Consider the following 23,324-nt stretch of genomic DNA (forward strand, 5'->3'; position numbering starts at 1 on the left):
GACAATGGACAAGTCGAAGAATGTAAAATTAATAAGAATCTAATCATTTCTTGGGGAATAAAGTACAAGTTTGGTAGAAATAATGTTTTTTTCAAAAAAAGCAAGCGGAACCCTCCTCTCGCATAACTATTATGAAAATACAAAAAATTCATTTACTTCGATTATCGAAATGTTAAGATAGACTTATAGCAAGTACATAATGGAGGGATAAAACATGACGAAGCGTCCGATTACGGCGGAAGATTTATGTAAATTTAAGTTTGTCGGAGATCCTCAGGTTTCACCTAACAAAGACAAAGCTGCCTATGTCCTGACTCATGTAGATAAAGAAAAAGATGGCTACTATTCTTATATTTATGTAACATCTTTAAAAGATGAAGGCAGACAGTTTACCTCTCATTATTCAAAGGAGAGCTTAGTAAATGACACTTCTCCAAAGTGGTCACCAGATGGCAGCAAGCTTGCCTTCCGTTCAAACCGCACCGAAAAAAATCAAGTCTGGCTTTTACCTATGGATGGCGGTGAAGCGCTTCAACTAACAGACGTAAAGCAAGGGATTGGTGAATTTGTCTGGTCTCCAGATGGAAAACAGCTGGCTATTACTATTAACGGAGAATTAAAGCATACCTCTGATCAGGACGAAGATAAGAAGGAAGAAAAAAGTGATGTGAAGGTAATTACAAGACTTCGTTATAAAGGAGACGGAGTTGGTATTTATAACAACGACCGCAAGCATGTTTACTTATTTGACATGGAGACAAAATCTTATACGAAAATTACAGAGGGAGAGCATGATTTTACTCAGCCTCGTTTCTCTCCAGATGGAAAAAGCTTATTCTATGTTGGAACAAAGGCCGAAGATACAGAGTGGGGTTACCTCCCGGCTATTTGGAAATATGATTTGGATGTAAAGAAAGAGACCCTTTTCTATCAAGGAAATGGATATATAAGCTCCCCTTCGGTATCACCAGACGGTAAATGGCTGTCGATTGCTGGCCATACACGTGGTGAACGAAGTCAAGGAAATACAAATGTCCTCCTGTTTTCCTTGGAAACAGGTAAATTAACAAATTTAACGGAGGGCTTTGACTACTCAATCGGAAACCTGGTAGGTGTTGATGCGAAGTATGACACAGCGGAGTTTCAATTAATATGGGACCACACTAGTTCTAGCATTTACTTTACTGCTACAGTTGGCGGCGATTGTCAGTTATTTAAGGTAACTCTGAATGGGGAGGTTTCGGCTGCCCTATCCCCTTCCATAGCAACCGTCACTTCTTATGATATCGTCAGTGATGATCAAGCAGTCCTTGTTCTCGCTGCTCCTCATTCAACAGGAGATTTAGTCATTCAAGATTTAAACCAAGTGAATAACGTTCATAAGTTAACGGATTGGAACCAGGAGCTATATAACCAGGTTCATTTAAGTACTCCGGAAAATTTCCATTACAAGAGCACGGATGGCTGGGATATTGAAGGCTGGATCTTAAAGCCATTTGGGTTTGAGAAAGGGAAATCATATCCGATGATCCTTCAGATTCACGGCGGGCCGGCAACGGCATATGGAAATGGTCTTCACCACGAGATGCAGATAATGGCCTCAAAAGGCTATGTAGTCCTTTACACGAATCCTAGAGGAAGCCAAGGCTACGGTCATGACTTTGTCAATGCCGTTATCGGTGATTACGGCGGAATGGATTATGAAGATATTATGGCTGGTGTAGATTATGCATTAGAAAACTTTAATTATATCGATCACAGCCAGTTATTTGTTACGGGAGGCAGTTACGGCGGGTATATGACCAACGTTATCGTCACACGTACAGACCGTTTCAAAGCAGCCGTTACGCAGCGCAGTATTTGTAATTGGCACAGCTTCTACGGAACGAGTGATATTGGATTTTTCTTCACGGAATGGCAGCACGGACATGCTGATTTATGGGATGATGCCGAGAAGTTATTAAAGCTTTCCCCTATCCACCATGCTCGTAATGTTAAAACTCCGATATTAATCCTGCACAGTGAACAGGATTTACGCTGTCCAATGGAGCAGGCAGAACAATGGTATATTGCCCTTAAGCGTTTGGGAGTGGAAACAAAGTTCGTCCGCTTCCCGGATGAAAACCATGACCTTTCACGCTCTGGAAAACCAAAGCACCGTTTAGAGCGTCTAAAACATTTAATTGGGTGGTTTGATGATCGGCTGAAATAAGGTATTTAATAATCCCATCTGTGCACCAGATGGGATTCGTCTATTCGTCGAAAACAACCACATTTAATGGATATAATTTGGAGCGTCATCGTTTCTTCAGGAACTTACTACATATTTTAGGGCACTTACGACATATTTTCAGATACTTACTACATATTTTAGGCCACTTACGACATATTTTCAGAAACTTACTACATAATTTTCAGGATTAACGACATTTACTAGATATAAAACTCATCTGTCCTTTTGTGAAAAAAGTGCCCCCTCCCTAACTTCGGGCGTGACAGGCACCGGAATTTAGGGAGGGGGCATTAACAGTTATACTCTTTCATCATTCACTTCCAGTTATTAACAGGTCATCCTTTACTTTTATTAATAACGTTTCATGAGTGACATTTTGCTTTTCAGTTACTTCCAATGACACAATATGACCACTTACACCAGCCCTGACCTCTACTTTTTTGTGATCTTCTGTATGAATTAAGATTAACTTTTCCCATTCATACACATAAGAATCCTGGTCAACAAATAAGGTTTCGATTTTCCCGCAACACGGACTATAGATAGCTTCTATAACTTCTTTCAATTATTAAAACCTCTCTTTCAAAAGAGTAATGGAAGGGTCTTAAATTATTGTTTCCGCATTTTATCTTGATACGGTACAGTTACTTGGATAGGAGCCCCTTTAGAGCAAAAGCCACATTTTGCGGTCTTTCTGCTAACCGGCGCATAAAATAGCCAAACCAATCATTTCCAAAAGGTATGTAAACACGCATTTTGTATCCCTCTTGAACTAGGCTAAGCTGCATGTCTGTTCTAAATCCATATAACATCTGAAATTCAAATTGATCTCGCGGTATATTGTTTTTTTGTGTGAATTCTTTCACTTTGGCAATAATTTGGTGATCATGGGAAGCAATCGCCGTATAGCTTCCGCTCAGCAGATGCTCTTCAATGATTTTTAGATAATTTTCATCTACCTTCTCTTTTTCTTGATAGGCGACTTCAGGAGATTCTTTGTATGCTCCTTTTACTAAACGAAGAGGAATTCCCTTTAACTCTTTTACGTCCTCGTGGGCCCGAAATAAATAGGCCTGGATAACGGTTCCAACATTATCGTACGTTTGGCGTAATTCACTCAGGATATCTAGTGTAATTTGACAATGCGCGTGATCTTCCATATCGATTCGGACAAAATTGTTGTGTTTTTTTGCTGCCGCAAGAATTCTGCGCATGTTATTTACGCAAAAATCCCGGTCTATGTCCAGCCCCAGCTGAGTCATTTTAACAGACAAATTACTATTCACTCCGGCTTTTGCCATGGCTTCCAGCGTCTTTACATTATATTCTGTTGCCTCAATTGCTTCCTCTCTGCTTGAAACGAATTCCCCTAAATGGTCCAGTGTGCAGACCAAACCTTTTTTATTTAACTCTTCCACCTTTTTAATGGCACTTTCAATCGTATCCCCTGCCACAACTTGGGAAGCTCCAAATCGAAGGCCCCATTTTTTTGCTGCTTTATTTAATCCCTTACTTTGGGAGGCGTAAAGGAAAACATTTTTTGAAACCTCTGCCAACATAGATGATCCTCCTAAGTCAATGAATCCTGATATTATAATATTTTTTTAAATAGGCAGCTTAAAAAAGCTGCCTACCTGTTTTTAATGTGATTCGCTGGTTGTTTTCGCCTGCATGTGCAGGATAAGGTAATCAGGTCCGCCTGCTTTAGAGTCCGTGCCTGACATATTAAATCCTCCAAATGGCTGGTATCCGACAATCGCCCCTGTACAGCCGCGATTGAAATAAAGATTTCCAACATGGAATTCTTGTTTTGCCCGCTCAATATGGTCACGATTGTTGGTAATTAAAGCACCTGTTAAACCGTAATCTGTATTATTTGCAATTTCCATCATGTGGTCGAAATCCCGAGCCTTACAAAAAGCGAGTACCGGTCCAAAGATTTCTTCCTGCATGAGACGTGCATTTTCATCAACATCAACAAAGATGGTCGGTTGAATAAAGTACCCTTTGGAGTCGTCGCCTTCCCCACCCGTCATCAATTTGCCTTCTTCCTTGCCAATTTCGATATATTTCATGATTTTATTGTAAGAAGCCTGGCTGATCACCGGACCCATATAGGTATTTGCATCTTCTGGGCTTCCAACGGTTAATGTTTTGGTTAACGAAACTGCTTTTTCAAGGACTTCATCATAAACATCCTTATGGACCACCGCACGGGAACCTGCTGAACACTTTTGTCCAGAAAATCCAAAAGCGGAGTAAACAATCGATGAAGCTGCTAAATCCAAATCGGCATCTTTATCAACGACTACTGTATCTTTTCCTCCCATTTCGGCAATCACACGCTTTAACCAAATTTGACCCGGATGTACTTTTGCTGCCCGCTCATAAATACGGCAGCCGACTTCACGAGAACCTGTAAAAGAGATGAAGCGGGTTTTTGGGTGATCAACAAGGTAATCACCTATTTCCGAACCTTCTCCTGGGACATAGTTTATTACTCCTTGAGGAAGTCCTGCTTCTTCCATGATTTCCACGAATTTTGCTGCCACTACCGGTGTATTGTCTGATGGTTTAAGCAGGACGGTGTTTCCCGAAACAATCGCTGCCGTCACCGTACCTGCCATAATCGCTAGTGGGAAGTTAAACGGCGAAATGATAATACCTACTCCAAGTGGTATGTATTGAAACTTGTTACTTTCTCCCTCGCGACTGTTTACTGGTACTCCATCTTTTAATTGCATCATCTGGCGGGCATAGAATTCAAGAAAGTCAATCGCTTCTGCTGTATCCGCATCAGCCTCTTTCCAAGGCTTTCCGGCTTCTTTCACAAGATAGCCCGAGAATTCATGTTTGCGGAGACGAAGGATAGCTGCTGCCCGGAATAAAATATTCGCCCTTTCCTCCGGGTCATGATTTTTCCACGTTTCAAATGTAGAAAGTGCGGCCTGCATCGCTTTTTCTGCCAACTCTTTATTCGCTTTAGAAACAATGCCGATTACTTCTTCCTTATTACTAGGATTAATGGAGATCGTCTGTTTCTCTGTTTTAATTCGTTCGCCTCCGATAATAAGCGGATGCTCTTGACCTAATTGAGACTGGACTAACCATAAGGCTTTTTCAAACGCCTGATTGTTTTCTTCTATGGAAAAATCAGTAAATGGTTCATGTTTGTATGGCTTAATCGTATTCTTATATTCTGTGATCATATGATTCTCTCCCTTTTATTTTTTATTGGAAAATTTTCAATATTAAATATAACTGTATTATAAATGAGATTTAACACTTTTGTACATTATTTTTTAAAAAAATGTTTAATTTTTCACCTTCGCAACAATACTGTTTAATTAAACAAGTAAATTGAACACTTATGTTTAATTATTGGTATCGATTAATCAATTAATTGTTATTAAGACTAGAATCATAACAGCGCATAAAAAAGCCTCGAATTTAATGAATTCGAGGCTTTCATACTATTTACTAGATAGCTTGTTTCTTTTTATCTTGTAATACATTCGTCTGCTGTTTATTCTTGGTAAGAAAAAATGAACCGACAACAAGCACAGCAATAAGTGCCGTTAAATAAAATTGTGAACGCAATGAGTCAATAAATGCCATAAATATAAAAATAGTCGTGATCGCAAGTATAGTCGCGTATGTCAAATAAGGAAATAACCACATTTTTAATTTCAACGCCTGAGGGTTTTCTTTTTCATATTTTCTTCTCAGACGAAGTTGGGAGAATGCAATTACTAAATAAACAAGAAGTGCCACACCCCCGGAAGCGTTCACTAAAAAGAGAAATATTTTATCTGGAGAAAGGTAATTAAAAAACACGCTAATATAGGATATAGCGGTACATCCCAGGATTGCATAAACCGGCACACCCTTCTTATTCACCTTTAAAAACACACGAGGGGCATCACCACTGTTTGCCATGGCAAACAACATACGCGAGCTCGTATACAGACCCGAATTCAAGCAAGAAAGTACGGCTGTCAACACAATAAAGTTCATGATTTGAGCAGCACCAGGTATGTTTACTAGCTCAAGTACGGAAACAAACGGATTTTTTAATAGGGTATGAGAATCCCATGGGAGAACCGTCACTAGCACAAAAATGGAACCCAGATAAAAAATTAAGATTCGATAAATAACACTGTTTGTTGCAACTCTAATGGCTTTTTCAGGATGTTGTGTTTCTCCTGCTGCAGTCGCTACAATTTCACTCCCCATAAAAGAGAACATGACAATCGCAATTCCCAAAAATATGGAACTTATTCCATTGGGCATAAATCCTCCCCTATGTAGAAGGTTAGAGGATCCAGGTGAATCTACCCCCGGTATAAACCCGAATATAATCGCCCCTCCGAGAATCAAAAACAGGACGATACTCACTACTTTTATAAGCGAAAACCAGTACTCGAACTCGCCAAATGATTTAACAGAATATAAGTTTGTTAGAGTTAATAAAAACGTAAGGGCAAGGCTGACCTCCCAAGATGGCCAAGAAGGAAACCAGTATTGAATGATGTTTGCACCCGCAATGGCTTCAACAGCTATGACAATGACCCAAAAAAACCAGTATAACCAGCCGATGGTATAGCCAGCCCATGGTCCCAATGCATCTCGGGCATACGTGGAAAAAGAACCAATAGAAGGATTCACGATGGACATTTCACCCAGCATGCGCATGACCAATATCACAAGCAGCCCTGCGAATACATATGAAAAAATTGAAGCCGGTCCAGCTGAATTGATGAGTGATCCACTTCCAACAAATAAGCCGGCACCTATAATTCCTCCCAGAGAAATCATGGTAATATGGCGAATTTTCAAATCCTTCTTTAACTCCGTTTGCTGATGATTCATCTCCTACACATCCTTTATAAAATACTTGTTAAATTTCATTAAAATAAAAGTATTAGCTTTGGAAGCGTTTTCTAATTTTTACAAATGGTCATGTTACAAATCCCTTTGCCCTCCACTTTCTATTCGAATTTTTCAAAAATTTTATTTATTCGTATTTTACACACCTATGTTCACATTTGTCAATTTCAATTCAAAATTAAACAACATTGTTTAATTTTATTAAACTATTTGACAATTTAGTATTTTCAAAAATAAATAGTTAACTTTATTTACAAATTAAAATATAATTAGATTGGACTATTTTGAAGTACAACTTATCTACAGACTCATCCATTTAGACAAATCTGTTTAAATATGTTCACTCTATTGTTCTAATTCTAGATAATATTATACAAATATGATACATTGATTAAAATCACTGCATTATAAAGAGGGAATTTTATATGTTTAAAAGTGGACAGATCAATTTAGATGACTCCTTTATATTGACCGGGCCTCAAACAGCTTTAGCGGAACTAAAAAACATGCTCCTGCAATTTCATTTTGTCATCGTTATTGCCGAGAAAGTACATTATACCATTACGAATAGTGAATTAAATTTAATCACATCTTGCCCCGAGACTATGTCTGCAGCTTCTTTTCTTAAAGAAAGACAATGGATTCCTTCAACTGTCTTAACAATGTCAAAAATTCCTGATTCCAAAGCAGATTGGAGACGTCCTGTTCTAATAGAGAATGTTGAGAGGAAAGCAATTATCGGCATTTTAACCGCTGAAGAATGGATTCAGACCCTTCAAGTTGAAAACAAAAAAGTAACAGCATATTTTCACACACTGGCAGAAACCGTTAATGATGCAGTTACAGCGGTAGATCAAGAAGGTAAAGTAATTTGTTGGAACACTACTGCCGAAAAAACGTACGGAATCAATCGTGAAAATATTATTGGCCGGAAAATCGGGGATTATTTTGAGGCGGAAGATGTCGTGTTACATCGGATCTTAAACGAAGGATTCCCTGTTCGACAAGCTTATCATCGTCCTGACAGTAATACGCATGTTTTAATAAACGCTTCGCCAATCATCCAAGATAATTCGATAATTGGAGGAGTTGCAACGGAACATGATATTACTCGAATTGTTCGGCTCAATGAAGAATTGTATGGTTCGATGCCCCAGCTTGTCCATCCTGAAAAACCATTCTCTTCCATCATTGGGGTTAGTCCTGAGATAAAAGAAGCGTTACAAATTGCACAGAAAACAACTTCTGCTGAAGTCCCTGTCCTATTGATGGGTGAACCCGGTTCTGGGAGAGAGATGCTGGCACAGGCTATCCATTATGGCAGTTTAAAAAAGAACGCGCCTTTTTTATCTGTTCATTGCATATCTATTCCTTCCGGACTTTTAGAAGTGGAATTGTTTGGATATCAAAGAAAAGCTTTTACGAATGAAGAACGAGTAGGGCAAGCTGGCAAACTTGAACAAGCAAGCGGAGGAACCTTGTTCATTACCGACATCGATCGAATGCCGTTTGACATTCAAGTAAAACTTTCTGATTATTTGGAGCATCAATCATTCCTTCGTATTGGGGCAACTGAATCTGTTCAAACCCAAACACGTATTATTGCCTCAGCTTCACCTAGAATAGATGAATTGGTACAGGAAGGTCATTTTCATAAAGATCTGTATTACCAATTATCGGTAATCAAAATTGATATTCCTCCATTGCGTGAACGCATGGAAGATATTGTAGAGTTGGTTCAAAAATTCATTCGTGAATTTACCATAAAGTACAAAAAAACAATGCCGAATATTGCCCCCGCGGTTATGACAGCTTTACTTAACTACGATTGGCCCGGAAATGTGCGAGAACTTCGAAATGTTGTAGAACGTTTTATCCTGCTCAACGATGGAATAATTACAACTGAACATCTTCCAAGAGGGATCATTACCTTCTCCCAGTCTATACACACAAATGATGTATCAAGCCCAGATGAGCCATTAGTTAAGAACAATGACCTAACTATTAAAGATGAACCCTTAATGATCGAAGAAGCATTACGCAAAACGTATGGAAACAAAAGTGCAGCAGCAAAGTTACTTGGTATATCAAGAGGAACTCTATACAATAAAATTAAAGAATTTGGACTAGATTCAAATAGTTAGAAACAGGAATAACTATTTTGGTTCTTGTAATAAGAAGTACAGGAACAGCTAAATAAAGGCTGACAGGTACACGAGTAATATCGTGTTTCTGTCAGCCTCTTTATTCTTGAAAAAAGCTTCCTCTTCAATGAACATGTCCAAGCTTATCTGGATTTGCAACAAGATAGATGGCAACAATTTTATTTTCAACTAAATGAAAGGAAATCACATTAAGCGGCTGACCATTCACATAGGAAACGATTCCTGGTACTCCATTGACTTCCCTGATTTTGAAAGAAAAACCTTCAGGCACTTTTTTCAAAATCCCTTCTAAGAACGTACAAACTCGATTTGAACCATAAATAGGCCTAAGAGCTGCTTTTACTTTTCCACCACCATCGGATATCAAAGTGGCCTCAGATACCAATAAATTTTTAATGCCTTCTGTATCTCCGGAGGTTAATAAGTTCACAAATCTTTCTATTACATTTTTGGTTTGATTTTGGACATCCTGTGTTTTTTCTTTCATAATCTCCAAGGCATTCTTGTCTAATCCCTGCTTTGCCCGATGAAAGATTTGACGGCAATTGATGCTGCTTTTTCCAACGATTTCAGCTATTTCCTCATAATTAAACTGAAGAACCTCTCTTAATAGAAAGACAGTCCTTTCCACCCACGACATTTGCTGAAGCAATAATAAATAGGCGGTTGTAATGGATTCTTTTTGAAGATAAATTTCCAATGGGTCTTTGGCCATATCTCCGATGACATGAGGCTCAGGCAGCCATGGCCCGGTATATACCTCTCGCTGGTTAGCTGCTGATCTTAATCGATCAATACAGCGATTGGTCACAGATTTGCATAAATAGGCCTTTATGTTTTGGATATCCTTAGGAATCCCTTTATTTATGGTCAGAAATACCTCTTGAATAATATCCTCTGCATCCATCAAGCTCCCAAGCATGCGGTAGGCAAGCGAGAACAACAATGGTTTGTATTCGGAATATAACTGCTCAATATTTTCCATCGTACATGCCTTCTTCCTATAAAAACATCATTTATTCAGGCAATCATGATATAGGCAAGGGCCTGTTTTTTTGCTCTTCCAGATCTTTTAAAACCGTCAAAGATGCTCTTCGTGCACTATCCATTACTGCATCTGCTAAAAACTCACCATGACTTGCCCAATCTCCTGCAATATATAGTCCGTCAATCTCCGGAACAACTGGGCCGGGAAACCGATCGGTCCTGGCCATGTGCAAATAGTCATTTGCCACCGTCATATTGGGTAAATATTGTTTGGCCACAACCTCTTTTTCCCAACCAGGATGCAGCATGCTCATGGTGGCTTCAAGAAATTTTTGATCCTCGATTGGATCACCTCCGGCTGCTCCATTATATTTCACTAAATGCATCACGAGTGACCCATTGTCACTTAATCGAGAATACTTGGATTGATTGGTAAAAAACACCGGTTGATCGATGCCGATAGATACATTCCGCCCTTCTACCGGAAGCTTTTTTAAACATAGATCCAAACAGGCGGCCATCGCTGGTCTTGATTGGTTTTTCCATGTAAGGATGGAGGTTTTTTCCGCACCTCGAATCAGGCGGTATAATTCTCCAGGTGAAACAGTGCTGATGACATTAGCAGTAGAAATCTTTTCACCGTTTGAAAAAATAACTCCTGTTACTTGTTGATCGTATTCAATTTCAACAACCTTTTTGTCATTCATTATTTCAACGCCAGATATTATGGCAAGCTCCCTCAATTGATCTACAATCGTTTGCCAGCCTCCATTTACATATAAAACACCATTTGTAATGCTTCTTTGCAGCTGTTTAAGAACGGGACCGACTAATAGATAATCCGGATCTTGTGTATACGTAGCTGTTCTGCATAAGGCATAGAAGATATGGCGTACCATGGGGCTGTGAATTTCTTTTTCAGCCCAATCTCTTAAAGTCATGATCTCCAGTGTGTTTGTATCCATTTTTTTTAACTTAAGCATGATTTTACCGAACTCCACTTTTCCTGGCCAAGAAAGCTCCGTCCAAAGCAAATGAGGAAGGGATACTACCTTGTTTTTCCAAATGGCTGTTCCTTTTGCCGACGGACTTCCCCCATCTATCCTAATCCCTAATTCTAATAATATATTTTCGGCAGGGCCCGATTTATAAAGGGCATGTGCACCCAAGTTTAACAATACTCCATTTTTATCAATTGTCATGGCCCGGCCTCCACACTGACTTGCCTTTTCTATCAATACGACGGACTTATTTCCCTTTGCCAAATCAATAGCAGCTGTTAATCCAGCCAGCCCCCCGCCAATAATGGCTGCATCATACGTTTTCACATCATTTCCTCCATTTCAATATGGTTTTCATTAACAAGACGGAGGAGGCTGTTTTTTTGTGACAACATAAACAAAATTAAAAAGCTCGTAGAGTAATAAATTCCTCTACGAGCTTCTTCTCAGTCTTATTGGTTTAATAATTTTATAAACTCTTTCATAAAACCCGGAAGATCCGGCCATGCGTGTCCGGAAACGAGATTGCCTTGAACATGGAGGTGATTTTCAATAAAGGTTGCCCCAGCCGCTTCCACATCCGGCTTGCAGGCGATATAAGCGGTTAATTCACGGCCTTCCAAGTATTGGCGCACGGTTGTTAACACCTGACCTGCATGGCAAATCGCCGCTACAGGTTTATTTGATTCAAAAAAGTGAGCGACCACTCTTGGAACATTTTCATTTAAGCGAATGTATTCCGGAGCTCTTCCACCTGGAATAATCAGGCCGTCAAATTCGTGCGGATTTACTTCTTCAAAAGCTAACTGTGCTTCAATTAAGTATCCTTTACTTTCCGTATAAGTATCCCATCCAATGAAGTCATGTACTACCGTTTGCAGCTTCTTCTTTGATGGTGCGGCTATCTGCACATTGTAGCCTTCTTCAAGACAACGAAAATACGGGTAATAAACTTCCAATGCCTCTACAGCATCTCCTGCCAGGATTAATACTTTTTTTGACACCTTAACGACTCCCTTTCTTAAAATATTAGGCTAGTACCTATATTTATATATTCTTAATAATTCCTTTAATTTCCTTAAATCCAAAAATAATTATCGGACAAAAAGTAGCTTAAACAGGATAAAGGTGCAATTCCAATCTCGGATTGCGGTGCTTGAAAATAATTAGAGAGTAATAGATGATAACACAAAGAAAAAATGCCTGCCCCCGACATATCACACATCAGTTGCAAGCACAAATCGATTGTTGAATTCTATGCCGTAAATTTTAGATCCTTATCTTTTCTACTTCTATATGAATACAATACAAATAATAGAATAAACCAAAGTGGCGTCAACAATAAGGCTGTGCGTGTAGCTTGAGCGAACAGCATAATAATGAGAATCGCAGCAAACAAAGTTAGCACAGCATAGTTCATAAATGGTGTAAATGGTGCTTTAAAAGTTGATTTTTTCTGTAAGTCGGGACGTGTTTTCTTATACCTTACATGACAAATGAGAATGACACCCCAAACCCAAATAAAACAAATCGCACTGATGGTTGTCACGATTCCAAAAGCTTGCTCCGGGATCAGTTTACTTAAAAGAGCTCCTCCCGTTAAAACAAGCGTAGAAATCATTAATGCATTACTTGGTACATGATTTTTGTTCAACTTCACAAAGTTAGCTGGCCCCTGATTCTTTTTGCTTAAATTAAATAGAATCCGGCTTGTGGAGAACATCCCGCTGTTACAAGCAGATGCGGCGGAAGTTAAGACGACAAAGTTAATAATCCCTGCCGCAATCGGAATCCCGACCAAGCTAAACGTTTTAACGAAAGGACTTTCAGCTGCATTTAGTTGCGTCCAAGGATTAATGCATAAAAGGACGATCAAGGCACCAACATAGAAAAATAGAATTCGTAACGGAATTTTGTTAATCGCAGACGGGATGTTTTTTTTCGGATTAGCTGTTTCCGCTGCCGATACCCCCACTAATTCCACACCGACAAAAGCAAAGACAACCATTTGGAAGGAAAGCAAGAAACCCGAGACCCCATTTGGAAATAGCCCGCCATGGTTCCAAAGATTCGAAATTGAAACCATTCCAGCCTCTGTCTTGAATCCCATCACCAGCAATACGACCCCAATACCAATTAAGGCGACAATGGTAATGACCTTTATTAAGGCAAACCAAAACTCCAATTCTCCAAAAAGCTTCACCGTTAATAGATTCAGTCCTAATAAAATAATTAAGCAAGCAATCGCAGGTATCCACTGTGGGATATCAAACCAATAACGAACATATACACCAACTGCAATCACATCAGCCATAGCTGTCATAATCCAACAAAACCAATAGGTCCATCCGGTGACAAACGCGGCCCGCGGACCGAGATAGTCTTCGGCAATGTCAGTAAAAGATTGATAGCCCGCTTTAGACAGCAGCAGTTCACCAAGCGCTCTCATCACAAAAAAACAAGCGATTCCAACGATTAAATAGGCAAGTATGATAGATGGCCCTGCCAACTGAATGGCTCTGCCGGACCCTAAAAACAATCCGGTTCCAATGGTGCCGCCAATGGCGATTAACTGCACGTGGCGATTTTCTAAATTTCGCTTTAATTCTCTTTGTTCCATTTCTATCTCCCTCTCAAATTGATTAAAAATGTTTCATGTGAAACGTTGAACAAAATAGTAAACTCAATAAAAAAAAGAGACTGGAGTTCCTCCAATCTATTAGGTCTAAGAATAATAAATAATATTTGTTACGCTAACGATTGTCAGCATATCAAATAATATTTAGTACTCTTCTGTCCTTTTGCCTGAGATTATGAACCCTTCGGCGCCGCGGTATTCCTGCGGTCTCTCCAGAAGCTGCTCCTGCTATAGTTCGATCCATAGCAATCATAGCTTGCGAAATTATTCATTTTTTTGATTGAGTTTAACTATTGTTGAATAATTTTTAATTTTAATAGTATTCTTACAATGTGTCAACAACTAAAATTAATCTAATGGCTGATTACATTATCACCTAAATTTTGGTTTCCAGGCTCATGCTTTTCATTCAATGTTGTTAATGCCCATTTCTCTTAGACCATAAGAGCAAGAATCAGGACGAAATCACTTTACCCTTCTTGTTAAAATGAGGTTTAAGGATACCATCTCATTTATATTAGGACTAGGCTAGAAACGGAAAGGATAAGATTATGAGTAAAATCAATCTTTCATTTGAAGAAATGTGGGAAAAAATTATCGCCTGTGATCGAAAATATGATGGGTTATTTTTTACGGCCGTGAAAACTACAAAAATATATTGTCGCCCATCCTGCAGATCTAGAAAACCCAAAAAAATAAATGTTGAGTTTTACCTCGATATTAAGGAAGTTGAAAAGGCTGGGTTTCGACCATGCAAAAGATGCCAGCCTGAAGTGGAGCATTCACCTTATACGGGACTTGTGAAAGATGTTATTACATTTTTAGTCAATCATTATAAACAAAATCTCGTATTAAAGGATATAGCGGACTTTGTCGGTCTAAGTCCCTATTATCTTGAACGGATATTTAAGCAAGAAACAATGGAAACTCCACGCACCTATTTAGAAAAAATACGGATAGACAGATCCCTGCATCTACTTAAATTTACCGATCTAACCAACCTGGAGATATGCTATGAGGTTGGTTTCCAGAGTCCTTCTAATTTTTACAAGGCATTTCGCAATTTAAAAAATTGTTCACCTAGTGAATATAGAAAAAATAGTAAGGGGCATTAAAAAATGAACTGGAATGATTTTGAGACCTACGTTGAAATCTATCCTCCCGAGGAATTCAATTTTAACGAGTGCTTAGTATTTTTAAGCAGATCCAGCCTAGAACTGCTACATCAAATTAAGGACGGATCTGTATATAAGCTGATTAAAGTAAATAAAATCTTCATTTTGTTGAAAGTTGGATATAATAATCGTTCCATCATCGTTGAATTCCCCATAAGTACACCTTCTGAAGAATCTCGAAAACAAGCTGCTGAATACATTTGGGAATGGCTTGATTTAGGTCAAGATTTGGCAGGGTTTTATGAAATGGCCGCCAAGGATCGTATTTTAAGTAAAATCTCCAATAAATACTACGGTCTGCGGATTATAGGTATTCCTGATTTATTTGAATCGCTAATTTGGGCTGTAATTGGCCAACAAATCAATCTAACATTTGCTTATAAATTAAAAAAACGTTTTGTTGAGCGATTTGGAGAAAGTCTCACTTTTAATGGGGATACCTTTTGGATATTCCCTTCATTTGAAAAAATTGCTTCCATTGATGTTGAGGACTTAAAGAAACTCCAGTTTACTGGAAGGAAGGCTGAATATATCATTGGCATCGCTAAGGCCATGAAGAACAGGGACCTGTCGAAGGAAACATTGTTGAATCAGGATTATCATCAAGTGAAAAGAAGATTGACCGAGTTCAGAGGGGTTGGAGCATGGACTGCGGATTATGTGATGATGAAATGTTTAAACTACAACACTTCCTTTCCAATCGGAGATGCCGGCCTTCATAATGCATTAAAAAGTTTATTAGGTTTTAAGAGAAAACCTGCCATAGAAGAAATAAAAGAATTCGCTGAAAATTGGGATGGCTGGCAAGCGTATGCTACCTTTTATCTTTGGAGATCGTTATATGAATGAGATACATCTTTAAAGGAGTCATTTTTTCATCTAAATGACTAACCATTACCTTAGTTTTATTACAAATAATTAATCCCATCTGGCATCCAGATGGGATTACTTTAAAACATACTCAGACGATATTTTTTTGATAAAAGTTCCAAAAGTTTAAGTCCGGCCACACTGTTCCCTTTCTCATCCAAGGCAGGACCGAAAATGCCAATTCCAAATTTACCAGGAACAGCCCCCATGATTCCGCCTGATACGCCACTTTTAGCCGGAATCCCTATTTTGATGGCGAATTCGCCTGATGCATTATACATTCCGCACGTTACCATGAAAGTTTTGCAAATTCTTGCTACATCATCAGGCATTATCCGTTTCCCATTAAGAGGGTCCACACCATCCATTGCAAAAATCATACCGATCCTCGCTAAATTCAAACAATTCATTTCAACAGCACACTGTTTAGTGTACAAATCCAATAAGGTTTCTACATCCTCCGTAATGATGTTATGCTGCTTCAGAAAATAGCATAACGCCCGGTTTAGATTAGCCGATTCAAATTCGGAACGGGCTACATTTTCACAGTAACCAATGGAAGAGTCGCCTGCCAATTCCCGAATAAATACTAATAACCGATTGAACCGCTCCTCCACTGAATCCCCTTTTAACATGTGGGTTACAACAAGTGCTCCAGCATTAATCATTGGGTTTAAGGGTTTGGCCGGGGCCATTGTTTCCAGCTTGGCAATCGAATTAAACGGGTCTCCCGTCGGCTCCATCCCCACCCGTTCAAATACATAGCGGTATCCTCTTTCCATTAAAACAAGAGCTAAGCATATAACCTTTGAAATACTTTGCAGTGTTATCTTTTTATCAATATCTCCCGCTGAGATACATCTTCCGTCTGGATAATTAATCGCAATGGATAAATCTCCAGGACATGCTTTACCCAGCTCAGGAATATAGTCTGCAACCTTGCCATCTTTTGTATATCTTCTTGCTTCTTCCACAAATCGTTGTAATTCCTCTGTTTTTTGACACGGCATTCTTCATCACCCGTAGTAGTTTCTTGGAACTATATCTAAAATATCTTCTTAAAGCCTCATCTTAATTTTTATTACTTGATAACTCTGTGTTTTTAAATCTATCTGCTATCTTAATTGATTTTTCCACAACGGACTGAAACCCATAGATAATAATTGCCAAGAATACACATATAAAATACCAGGTACTGTTTTTCATCTTAATAAATTTGACAACTCCAACTTTATTCCCAATGTAAGGCAAAGGAAAAGCGTTAATTAGATCCAATACCATATTTGTCATTATGTATTTGGGGAAATTTCCAAAAGTTAATTTAAATATCCAAAGCGTTGCTACAAAATATGGCCCTAATATATAGGTAAAATCTATTGGGCCAGGTGATAGAGGATTCTTCGTTATCCACCATTTTTTCTTATAGCAGAAAAGACTAAATACACTTAAGATCAAATTGACAAAACTTGCTACAGGCAAAAACCTAAAAAAACTTCGTTTCCCCATAAAAGGGACGGTTAACCAAGGAAGAATTAATGTTGCTAATGAGAATGCAATTTTTATATTATTCTTATTCTTACCCATTTCGATACTCCTTCAGTTGATATAATCTATTTCATTATTCTATAAAAAACCAAAAATTATGTTTTTATTTAATCCGTCTTTTCTTAATATTCCAGATCAACGAATCAACGCCTGCAGAGAAATGAGCAATCGGTTTTACTTCAGAAAGGTCAAAATGAAAAGGTGTAAAAAGGGTATTCCTGTCTATTTCTACCTCCGCTTTTTGTAACGGCCAAGGCTGATGGTGTATTTCACCGCAATAGATGTTGACTCCGTTAGTTGAACTATAGAGACAATATCGCTCAGTGAGCCAATGGTCCAGCATTCCCTCCTTTGGAAAATATACCTCCGATACGGGAAAATATTTACCCTTAAATGTGATAAGAGCATTCTCATTGCCTTTACGAACACTCTGGCAATGAAAGGATTGTCCTTCTTTTCGAAAAGAAACTTCCGCCGAATGATAGGGTAAATAATACCATCTCTTTGCAATATTTAAGGAAGCCCAGTTCTGAACATCAATAGACAAAAAATAAATACCGGGTTTGCCATCGCATTTAACATAAGTTCTTACATTGATCTCAGGAAATTTAGGGGTTACGGACAAAGATGAAATTCCCCGAGGATAGATTCCTTCTAACACGAATAAAATTACACCTAACCAGGCGGAGCCATTATAGGTGTCAATTTGTAAAGAGGAAGGAACATGCGGCCGTAATTTTTCAAGCGGAATAGGCCAATGCAAAAACAATAGATTTTTCCATGTTTGTCGCATAATCCAATACTTCGAAGGTAATGGCCAAGGACGATGCACAATATCATTCATTATATGCATGAAAAGATCCCCCTGTTTTTATATGTTCATAGTTTGGTGAAAAATAACAATTTCATACGAACAGGAATACAAAAAAGCTCAACTATTTTAAAGCATTCCCGTACTTTTTATATGATTTTCCTGTTTTTGGATATACTAGGAATAGTGGATTTCCTTATTGAAAATATGCTGAGTATGGAGCAATAAATATGTTGAACATTTTTTATTATTTGACCTTTGCAATGGTAACATTTATATTTTTACTCTTTGTTTTTATGCTTTTTGGGTGGCGTTGGTTAATGAAGCGAATGGTGAAGCAAATGGGAAAAATTATTTTAACAGACAGTTATCAAGAAAATGTAATGGAGTTGATGCCGGGACTCCGGCATATGGGCATTCAAAATATGCTTGAAAATAGCTTACGTGCTGAAACAGGCGACGTTCTCCACCGCCCGATGGGGTCTTCAAAAAAATGGCCGCATTTAGATCAGATTACTTTTATCCCTGCCCAAACAACACCCTTTCCGATAGACGGAGAAGAAGATGTTGATGTGCAGGTAACCATTGGGCCAAATGCAAAAAAACCTATGAAAATAAAAATTCCGCTAATGATCAGCGGGATGGCCTATGGAATCGCCCTTAGTGAAGAAGTGAGACTCTCTTTAGCAGAAGCAGCTAATAATGCAGGAACCGCCATTAATTCTGGTGAAGGGGGAGTCTTACCTGAGGAGCTAGATGCAGCCGGAAAGTATATTTTACAGTTCTCCAAAACAAAATGGGCAAAGGAAGAAGAAGTAATTAAGCGGGCAGATATGATAGAAGTTAAGTTAGGACAAGGTGCATTATTCGGGACGGGCGGTAAAATTTCTCCTAAAAATTTAACAGGTCGTGCCCGTGAAGTGATGGGATTAAAGGAAAATGAGGATGCTGTAATTTATGATAATTTTGTTGAAAATCAAACGCTGGACGACTTGAAAGAACTTGTTGATGAGCTTCGGGGCCTGACAGGTGGTGTTCCTATTGGGGTAAAAATGGGGGCTGGCGGGAAAATCGAAGAAGATATTGATCATTTAATTTATATGGGTGTTGATTATATTGCCATTGATGGCGGACAAGCGGCCACACTAGGTGCCCCGCCTATTTTATCTGACGATATTGGAATCCCAACTCTGCATGCGATTGTCAGAGCTGTCAATCATCTAGAAAAGAGAAACATGAAGGGAAAAATAAGTTTAATTGCCTGTGGAGGCCTTCTAGTACCAGGACACTTTTTAAAAGTGCTCGCCCTCGGAGCCGATGCTGTATATGTTGGCTCCGCTATGTTATTTGCCGTCTCACATCCTCAATCCTTGAATGCCATGCCGTTTGAACCTCCTACACAAGTTGTTTGGAATCAAGGGAAATACAAGGATCAATTTAAGATTGAGGAAGGGGTAAAATCTGCGGAGAAATTCTTAACCGCAAGTACAGAAGAAATAAAAATGGCATTAAGAGCAATGGGAAAACGCTCTTTAAAAGAGTTATCAAAAAAGGATCTGGTTTCTTATGATGAATTGACCGCCAAAATGACCGGAATTCCTTTTTCGTTTGAACCATGGGAAAACAAACAAATGGAGTCATAATTGTTCACCCCTTCGATCCGACTTTCTCATTTTCTGTAATAATGGAGAAAACTGACTATGGCAAACTTATTTTTTTATTTGACTTTTGCAATGATGTCCCTTCTATTTGTCGTGCTTATATTCATGCTCGTTGGTTGGCGTTGGATTATGAAAATAATAGTGAAAAAGGCAGGGAAAATCATTTTAACGGACAGTTATCAAGAAAATATTATCGAACTGATGCCGGGACTTCGGCATATGGGCATTCAAAATATGCTAGAAAATAGCTTGCGTGCTGAAACAGGAGCAGTCCTTTTTCGCCCGCTTGGCGGTTCTTCAAAAAAATGGCCGCATTTGGAGCCCATTACTTTTATCCCCGCTCAAACCTCTCCATTTCCAGTTGATGGTGAAGCAGAGGTAGATGTTGCCGTGACCATTGGGCCAAATGCAAAAAAACCAATGGAAATAAAAATTCCACTTATGATTAGTGGAATGGCATTTGGGATTGCACTTAGTGAACAAGCAAGGCTTTCATTGGCAGAAGCGGCCCAAAAAACAGGAACTGCAATAAACTCTGGGGAAGGTGGAATATTACCTGAAGAATTAAAAACTGCCGGAAAGTATATTTTACAGTTTTCAAAAACAGAATGGGCAAAGGATGAAAATGTAATTAAACGTGCTGACATGATTGAAATTAAATTAGGTCAGGGCGCGTTAGCAGGAATGGGCAAAAAAATCCCACCGGAGAGTTTAAAAGGTCGTGCACGTGAAGTAATGGGACTTAAGGAAAATCAGGAAGCGATCATTCATGAACATTTTTGTGAAAATCAAACACTTGTAGATTTAAAGCTGCTTCTGGAGGAACTTCGCGTCATATCAGGTGGCGTTCCAATCGGTGTCAAAATTGGTGCAGGTGGAAAAATTGAAGAAGATATTGATCATTTACTCTTTATGGGGGTTGACTTTATTGCCATTGACGGCGGGCAAGCAGCCATGCACGGGGCACCGCCTATTTTATTTGATGACTTTGGGATCCCGACCTTGCATGCGGTAGTTAGAGCCGCTAATCATCTAGAAAAAAGAAACATGAAGGGAAAGATTAGTTTAATCGTTTCAGGAGGGCTTTTGGTCCCGGGTCATTTCTTAAAAGTTCTTGCCCTCGGAGCCGACGCTGTCTATCTAGGCTCTTCCATGTTGTTTGCTCTTGCACATGATCAAGTGTTGAATGCACTTCCATTTGAACCGCCTACACAGGCTATTTGGTATGACGGGAAGTTCAAGGATCAATTTAAGGTTGAAGATGGGGTAAAAGCAGCGGAAAAATTCTTAACAGCAAGTACAGAAGAAATAAAAATGGCATTAAGAGCAATGGGAAAACGCTCTTTAAAAGAGTTGTCAAGAAAGGATTTAGTGTCCTATGATGAATTGACCGCTAAAATGATTGGAATTCCGTTTTCCTTTGAACCATGGGAAGACAAACAAGTGTAAGGTTCCATTTTCAGGAGAGAACAATGTATTGTTCTCCCCTAATGAGGCAGCCACTATTTATTAATTACTAATCACTATATCATCAAAATTAATCCTCATTCCCGAAGTCCCTGAAACGACTATTCGGAATCGGACAGGTGCTGTTTGAGTAAGCGTAAAGGTTTTAACAGTTAAAGTGGTTGTACTAGTATTCGAACTTCCAACGTTTGTCCATGCCGAGCCGCCATTCGTGGACATTTGCAGCTGCCAATTCGCTCCGCTGTCGGTACCGAAATTGGCATGGAAAATTTGAATGCTTTTTGCCCCGCTAACATCGAAGTTCATCTTAATGGATCCAGATGCACGGACACGTGCTGACTGTGAACCTGTTTTCTTATCCGCAGATAAATTACCCATGAGGGCGTTATCAAAATACCAAGAACCACTCGCAAGCGTCACATTGCCTGTCGTATAGGCGGTTTTGGTTCCGGACTCAAACTTTTCATTTAATGTTGTCGTTCCAGTTCCACCAGATCCACTGGAGCCATAGCCATATGACCCAGATTTGAAAGTTGATGGATCATACCATTTATACCCTGTTGCAGGTGCAGCCCAAGGTTCTGCCACCGGTTCAGTCGATGTTTGCGGGTTTTCCATCGCTAGCAAGGCGGTTGGCTGATCCAGCTGTAATCCACCGACCTGTGATAAGGCTGTATAGCTTTCCTTCTTTGATAGCCAATCAATGATATTCACCAGCAAAGTACCATCGTTCTGTTCTTTAAATCCATCGTACGTAGTTTTCTTTGCTCCCGTTTCCTCGCGCAAATATTTTGGAGTCGCATCTTCTACCGGCGAGGAATCGCCAATAAACGCCGCTTTTCCTAATCCAAGCTTGGAGACCGCTGCATATGGCCCCTCTGCTCTCCCTCCCCCATTATATACACCTTGGTCAACTGCGCTGCCCCAGGCTGTTGAGGTTGGTGGAAGATAAACAATGCCCTTTGCTTTGTTGGGGTCGGTTATCGCTAATGTTGAACCGGCATGCATAGCAACTGTCGAAACGCCTGAGGTAATCCCAAAAGCCTGACTCGGAGCCACAATATCATTGGCCGTTACATCTCCAATTGCATTGTAGCGGAACCGGATGCCGAAGTTGGCTGACATCCAGTCAGAACCTGTTACACCTTGCATGGCTGCAGAAGAAGCTTCCTCTGTTCCCATTCCTTTTGTTGGATTAGAATAAGCTCCCCGGCGGAAACCGTTAAAGACCTCGGATGCATCCCAGCGGTTCTTGTTGCGATCCGCGTTATAATGATCGCCAATGAAAAAGATACTGCCGCCGTTCTGTACATATTGGATCATTGCTGCCTGCTCAGTAGTTTTGTAAGGGATGTTTGCTTCTCCAATGACAAACACATCGTAGCCTTGTAAATCTTGATACGTAATGGGGGTGCTTTTTCGAAGCTCTTTGGCATAATAGCCTTTGTTGGCTAAGGCATTCGCAAAATCAGAAAAGCCCCCGTCCAAAACCCAATCTGCTGCTCCCGCTGTTTGTCCATGAGTATTATCAAACAAAACCTTCTTGTCATTTGCAGTCCCCACTGGCTGAAGCTGTGGTGCAGGATCGAGGGCATTTTCAGCTGAAACACACGCTGTCATAAAAAAGAAAGATGAAAACAAAAGCAAAAGTACAAACGAATAAACTGGAACCTTTGGACGCGTCATTCCTTTCACTCCCCTTTTGTGTATTCCTCACTAAAATACCACACTAATGTTGATGGAATGTAAGGAATTACTAAAAATAGAAATTTTCCCAACATATAGAATAGTAAGGAGTTTATCTTTCTTGTTCTTACCAACTTCCAGCTGCATTTTGTTGGATAAGACGCAATAAGTAATACACACATAAAAGAGGCATGT

General features: G+C 39.4%; 18 protein-coding genes and 1 riboswitch. Of the genes, 6 read left to right on the top strand and 12 right to left on the bottom strand.

The genetic code is table 11. The features are described from left to right. Window positions 1-214 precede the first annotated feature (214 nt). Window positions 215-2,212, top strand: coding sequence for a S9 family peptidase (locus tag PH210_RS13490; RefSeq protein ID WP_289986085.1), 1,998 nt, complete (start codon window positions 215-217; stop codon window positions 2,210-2,212). 331 nt (window positions 2,213-2,543) lie between these two features. On the opposite strand, the gene PH210_RS13495 is transcribed toward PH210_RS13490, so the two are convergent. The 4 genes from PH210_RS13495 to PH210_RS13510 all read right to left on the bottom strand — a co-directional run bounded on the left by PH210_RS13495 (window position 2,544) and on the right by PH210_RS13510 (window position 7,105). Next, window positions 2,544-2,798, bottom strand: a complete 255-nt coding sequence (locus PH210_RS13495) for a biotin/lipoyl attachment domain-containing protein (protein WP_289986087.1) — start codon at window positions 2,796-2,798, stop codon at window positions 2,544-2,546. A gap of 79 nt (window positions 2,799-2,877) precedes the next feature. After that, complete coding sequence (locus tag PH210_RS13500) at window positions 2,878-3,792, bottom strand: proline dehydrogenase family protein (protein ID WP_289986088.1); 915 nt, start codon at window positions 3,790-3,792, stop codon at window positions 2,878-2,880. 81 nt (window positions 3,793-3,873) lie between these two features. Then, on the bottom strand, window positions 3,874-5,442 hold the full coding sequence (gene pruA, locus PH210_RS13505) for an L-glutamate gamma-semialdehyde dehydrogenase (protein ID WP_289986089.1): 1,569 nt from the start codon (window positions 5,440-5,442) through the stop codon (window positions 3,874-3,876). A 271-nt stretch (window positions 5,443-5,713) separates the two neighbouring features. Beyond that, window positions 5,714-7,105, bottom strand: coding sequence for an amino acid permease (locus tag PH210_RS13510; protein ID WP_289986090.1), 1,392 nt, complete (start codon window positions 7,103-7,105; stop codon window positions 5,714-5,716). Window positions 7,106-7,548: 443 nt separating this feature from the next. Here PH210_RS13510 and PH210_RS13515 point away from each other — a divergent pair, with 443 nt between their 5' ends. After that, window positions 7,549-9,267 carry a sigma-54 interaction domain-containing protein gene (locus PH210_RS13515; protein ID WP_289986092.1) on the top strand — a complete coding sequence of 573 codons (1,719 nt, stop codon included), beginning with the start codon at window positions 7,549-7,551 and terminating at the stop codon, window positions 9,265-9,267. Between the two features lie 124 nt (window positions 9,268-9,391). On the opposite strand, the gene PH210_RS13520 is transcribed toward PH210_RS13515, so the two are convergent. The 4 genes from PH210_RS13520 to PH210_RS13535 form a co-directional block, all read right to left on the bottom strand. Next, complete coding sequence (locus PH210_RS13520; RefSeq protein ID WP_289986093.1) at window positions 9,392-10,273, bottom strand: RNA polymerase sigma-70 factor; 882 nt, start codon at window positions 10,271-10,273, stop codon at window positions 9,392-9,394. Between the two features lie 43 nt (window positions 10,274-10,316). Continuing rightward, a complete protein-coding gene (locus PH210_RS13525) occupies window positions 10,317-11,603 on the bottom strand; it encodes a phytoene desaturase family protein (protein WP_289986095.1) in 1,287 nt (428 codons plus the stop codon). A gap of 125 nt (window positions 11,604-11,728) precedes the next feature. Next, window positions 11,729-12,280: a DJ-1/PfpI family protein gene (locus PH210_RS13530; RefSeq protein WP_289986098.1), complete on the bottom strand. Its 552-nt coding sequence runs from the start codon at window positions 12,278-12,280 to the stop codon at window positions 11,729-11,731. A 251-nt stretch (window positions 12,281-12,531) separates the two neighbouring features. Continuing rightward, window positions 12,532-13,896, bottom strand: coding sequence for an amino acid permease (locus tag PH210_RS13535; RefSeq protein ID WP_289986101.1), 1,365 nt, complete (start codon window positions 13,894-13,896; stop codon window positions 12,532-12,534). 163 nt (window positions 13,897-14,059) lie between these two features. Next, window positions 14,060-14,140, bottom strand: a riboswitch (glycine riboswitch). A 325-nt stretch (window positions 14,141-14,465) separates the two neighbouring features. Here PH210_RS13535 and PH210_RS13540 point away from each other — a divergent pair. Then, a complete protein-coding gene (locus tag PH210_RS13540) occupies window positions 14,466-15,029 on the top strand; it encodes a bifunctional transcriptional activator/DNA repair enzyme AdaA (protein ID WP_289986102.1) in 564 nt (187 codons plus the stop codon). A 3-nt stretch (window positions 15,030-15,032) separates the two neighbouring features. Then, on the top strand, window positions 15,033-15,938 hold the full coding sequence (locus PH210_RS13545; RefSeq protein ID WP_289986105.1) for a DNA-3-methyladenine glycosylase 2: 906 nt from the start codon (window positions 15,033-15,035) through the stop codon (window positions 15,936-15,938). Between the two features lie 101 nt (window positions 15,939-16,039). Here the strand turns inward: PH210_RS13545 and glsA are convergent, their stop codons facing one another. The 3 genes from glsA to PH210_RS13560 all read right to left on the bottom strand — a co-directional run bounded on the left by glsA (window position 16,040) and on the right by PH210_RS13560 (window position 18,357). Then, window positions 16,040-16,969, bottom strand: coding sequence for a glutaminase A (gene glsA, locus PH210_RS13550; RefSeq protein WP_289986107.1), 930 nt, complete (start codon window positions 16,967-16,969; stop codon window positions 16,040-16,042). 61 nt (window positions 16,970-17,030) lie between these two features. After that, window positions 17,031-17,543 carry a hypothetical protein gene (locus tag PH210_RS13555; protein WP_289986109.1) on the bottom strand — a complete coding sequence of 171 codons (513 nt, stop codon included), beginning with the start codon at window positions 17,541-17,543 and terminating at the stop codon, window positions 17,031-17,033. Window positions 17,544-17,607: 64 nt separating this feature from the next. Then, a complete protein-coding gene (locus PH210_RS13560) occupies window positions 17,608-18,357 on the bottom strand; it encodes a YqjF family protein (protein WP_289986111.1) in 750 nt (249 codons plus the stop codon). Between the two features lie 188 nt (window positions 18,358-18,545). On the opposite strand from PH210_RS13560, the gene PH210_RS13565 reads away from it, so the two are divergent. Then, complete coding sequence (locus PH210_RS13565) at window positions 18,546-19,958, top strand: FMN-binding glutamate synthase family protein (protein WP_289986112.1); 1,413 nt, start codon at window positions 18,546-18,548, stop codon at window positions 19,956-19,958. A gap of 57 nt (window positions 19,959-20,015) precedes the next feature. Next, window positions 20,016-21,425, top strand: a complete 1,410-nt coding sequence (locus PH210_RS13570) for an FMN-binding glutamate synthase family protein (protein ID WP_289986114.1) — start codon at window positions 20,016-20,018, stop codon at window positions 21,423-21,425. Window positions 21,426-21,485: 60 nt separating this feature from the next. On the opposite strand, the gene PH210_RS13575 is transcribed toward PH210_RS13570, so the two are convergent. Then, window positions 21,486-23,129: an Ig domain protein group 2 domain protein gene (locus PH210_RS13575; RefSeq protein WP_483312112.1), complete on the bottom strand. Its 1,644-nt coding sequence runs from the start codon at window positions 23,127-23,129 to the stop codon at window positions 21,486-21,488. Window positions 23,130-23,324: the final 195 nt, after the last annotated feature.

Origin of the sequence: Paenibacillus sp. BSR1-1, assembly GCF_030403775.1 — a bacterium.
GTDB lineage: Bacteria > Bacillota > Bacilli > Bacillales > Cytobacillaceae > Neobacillus.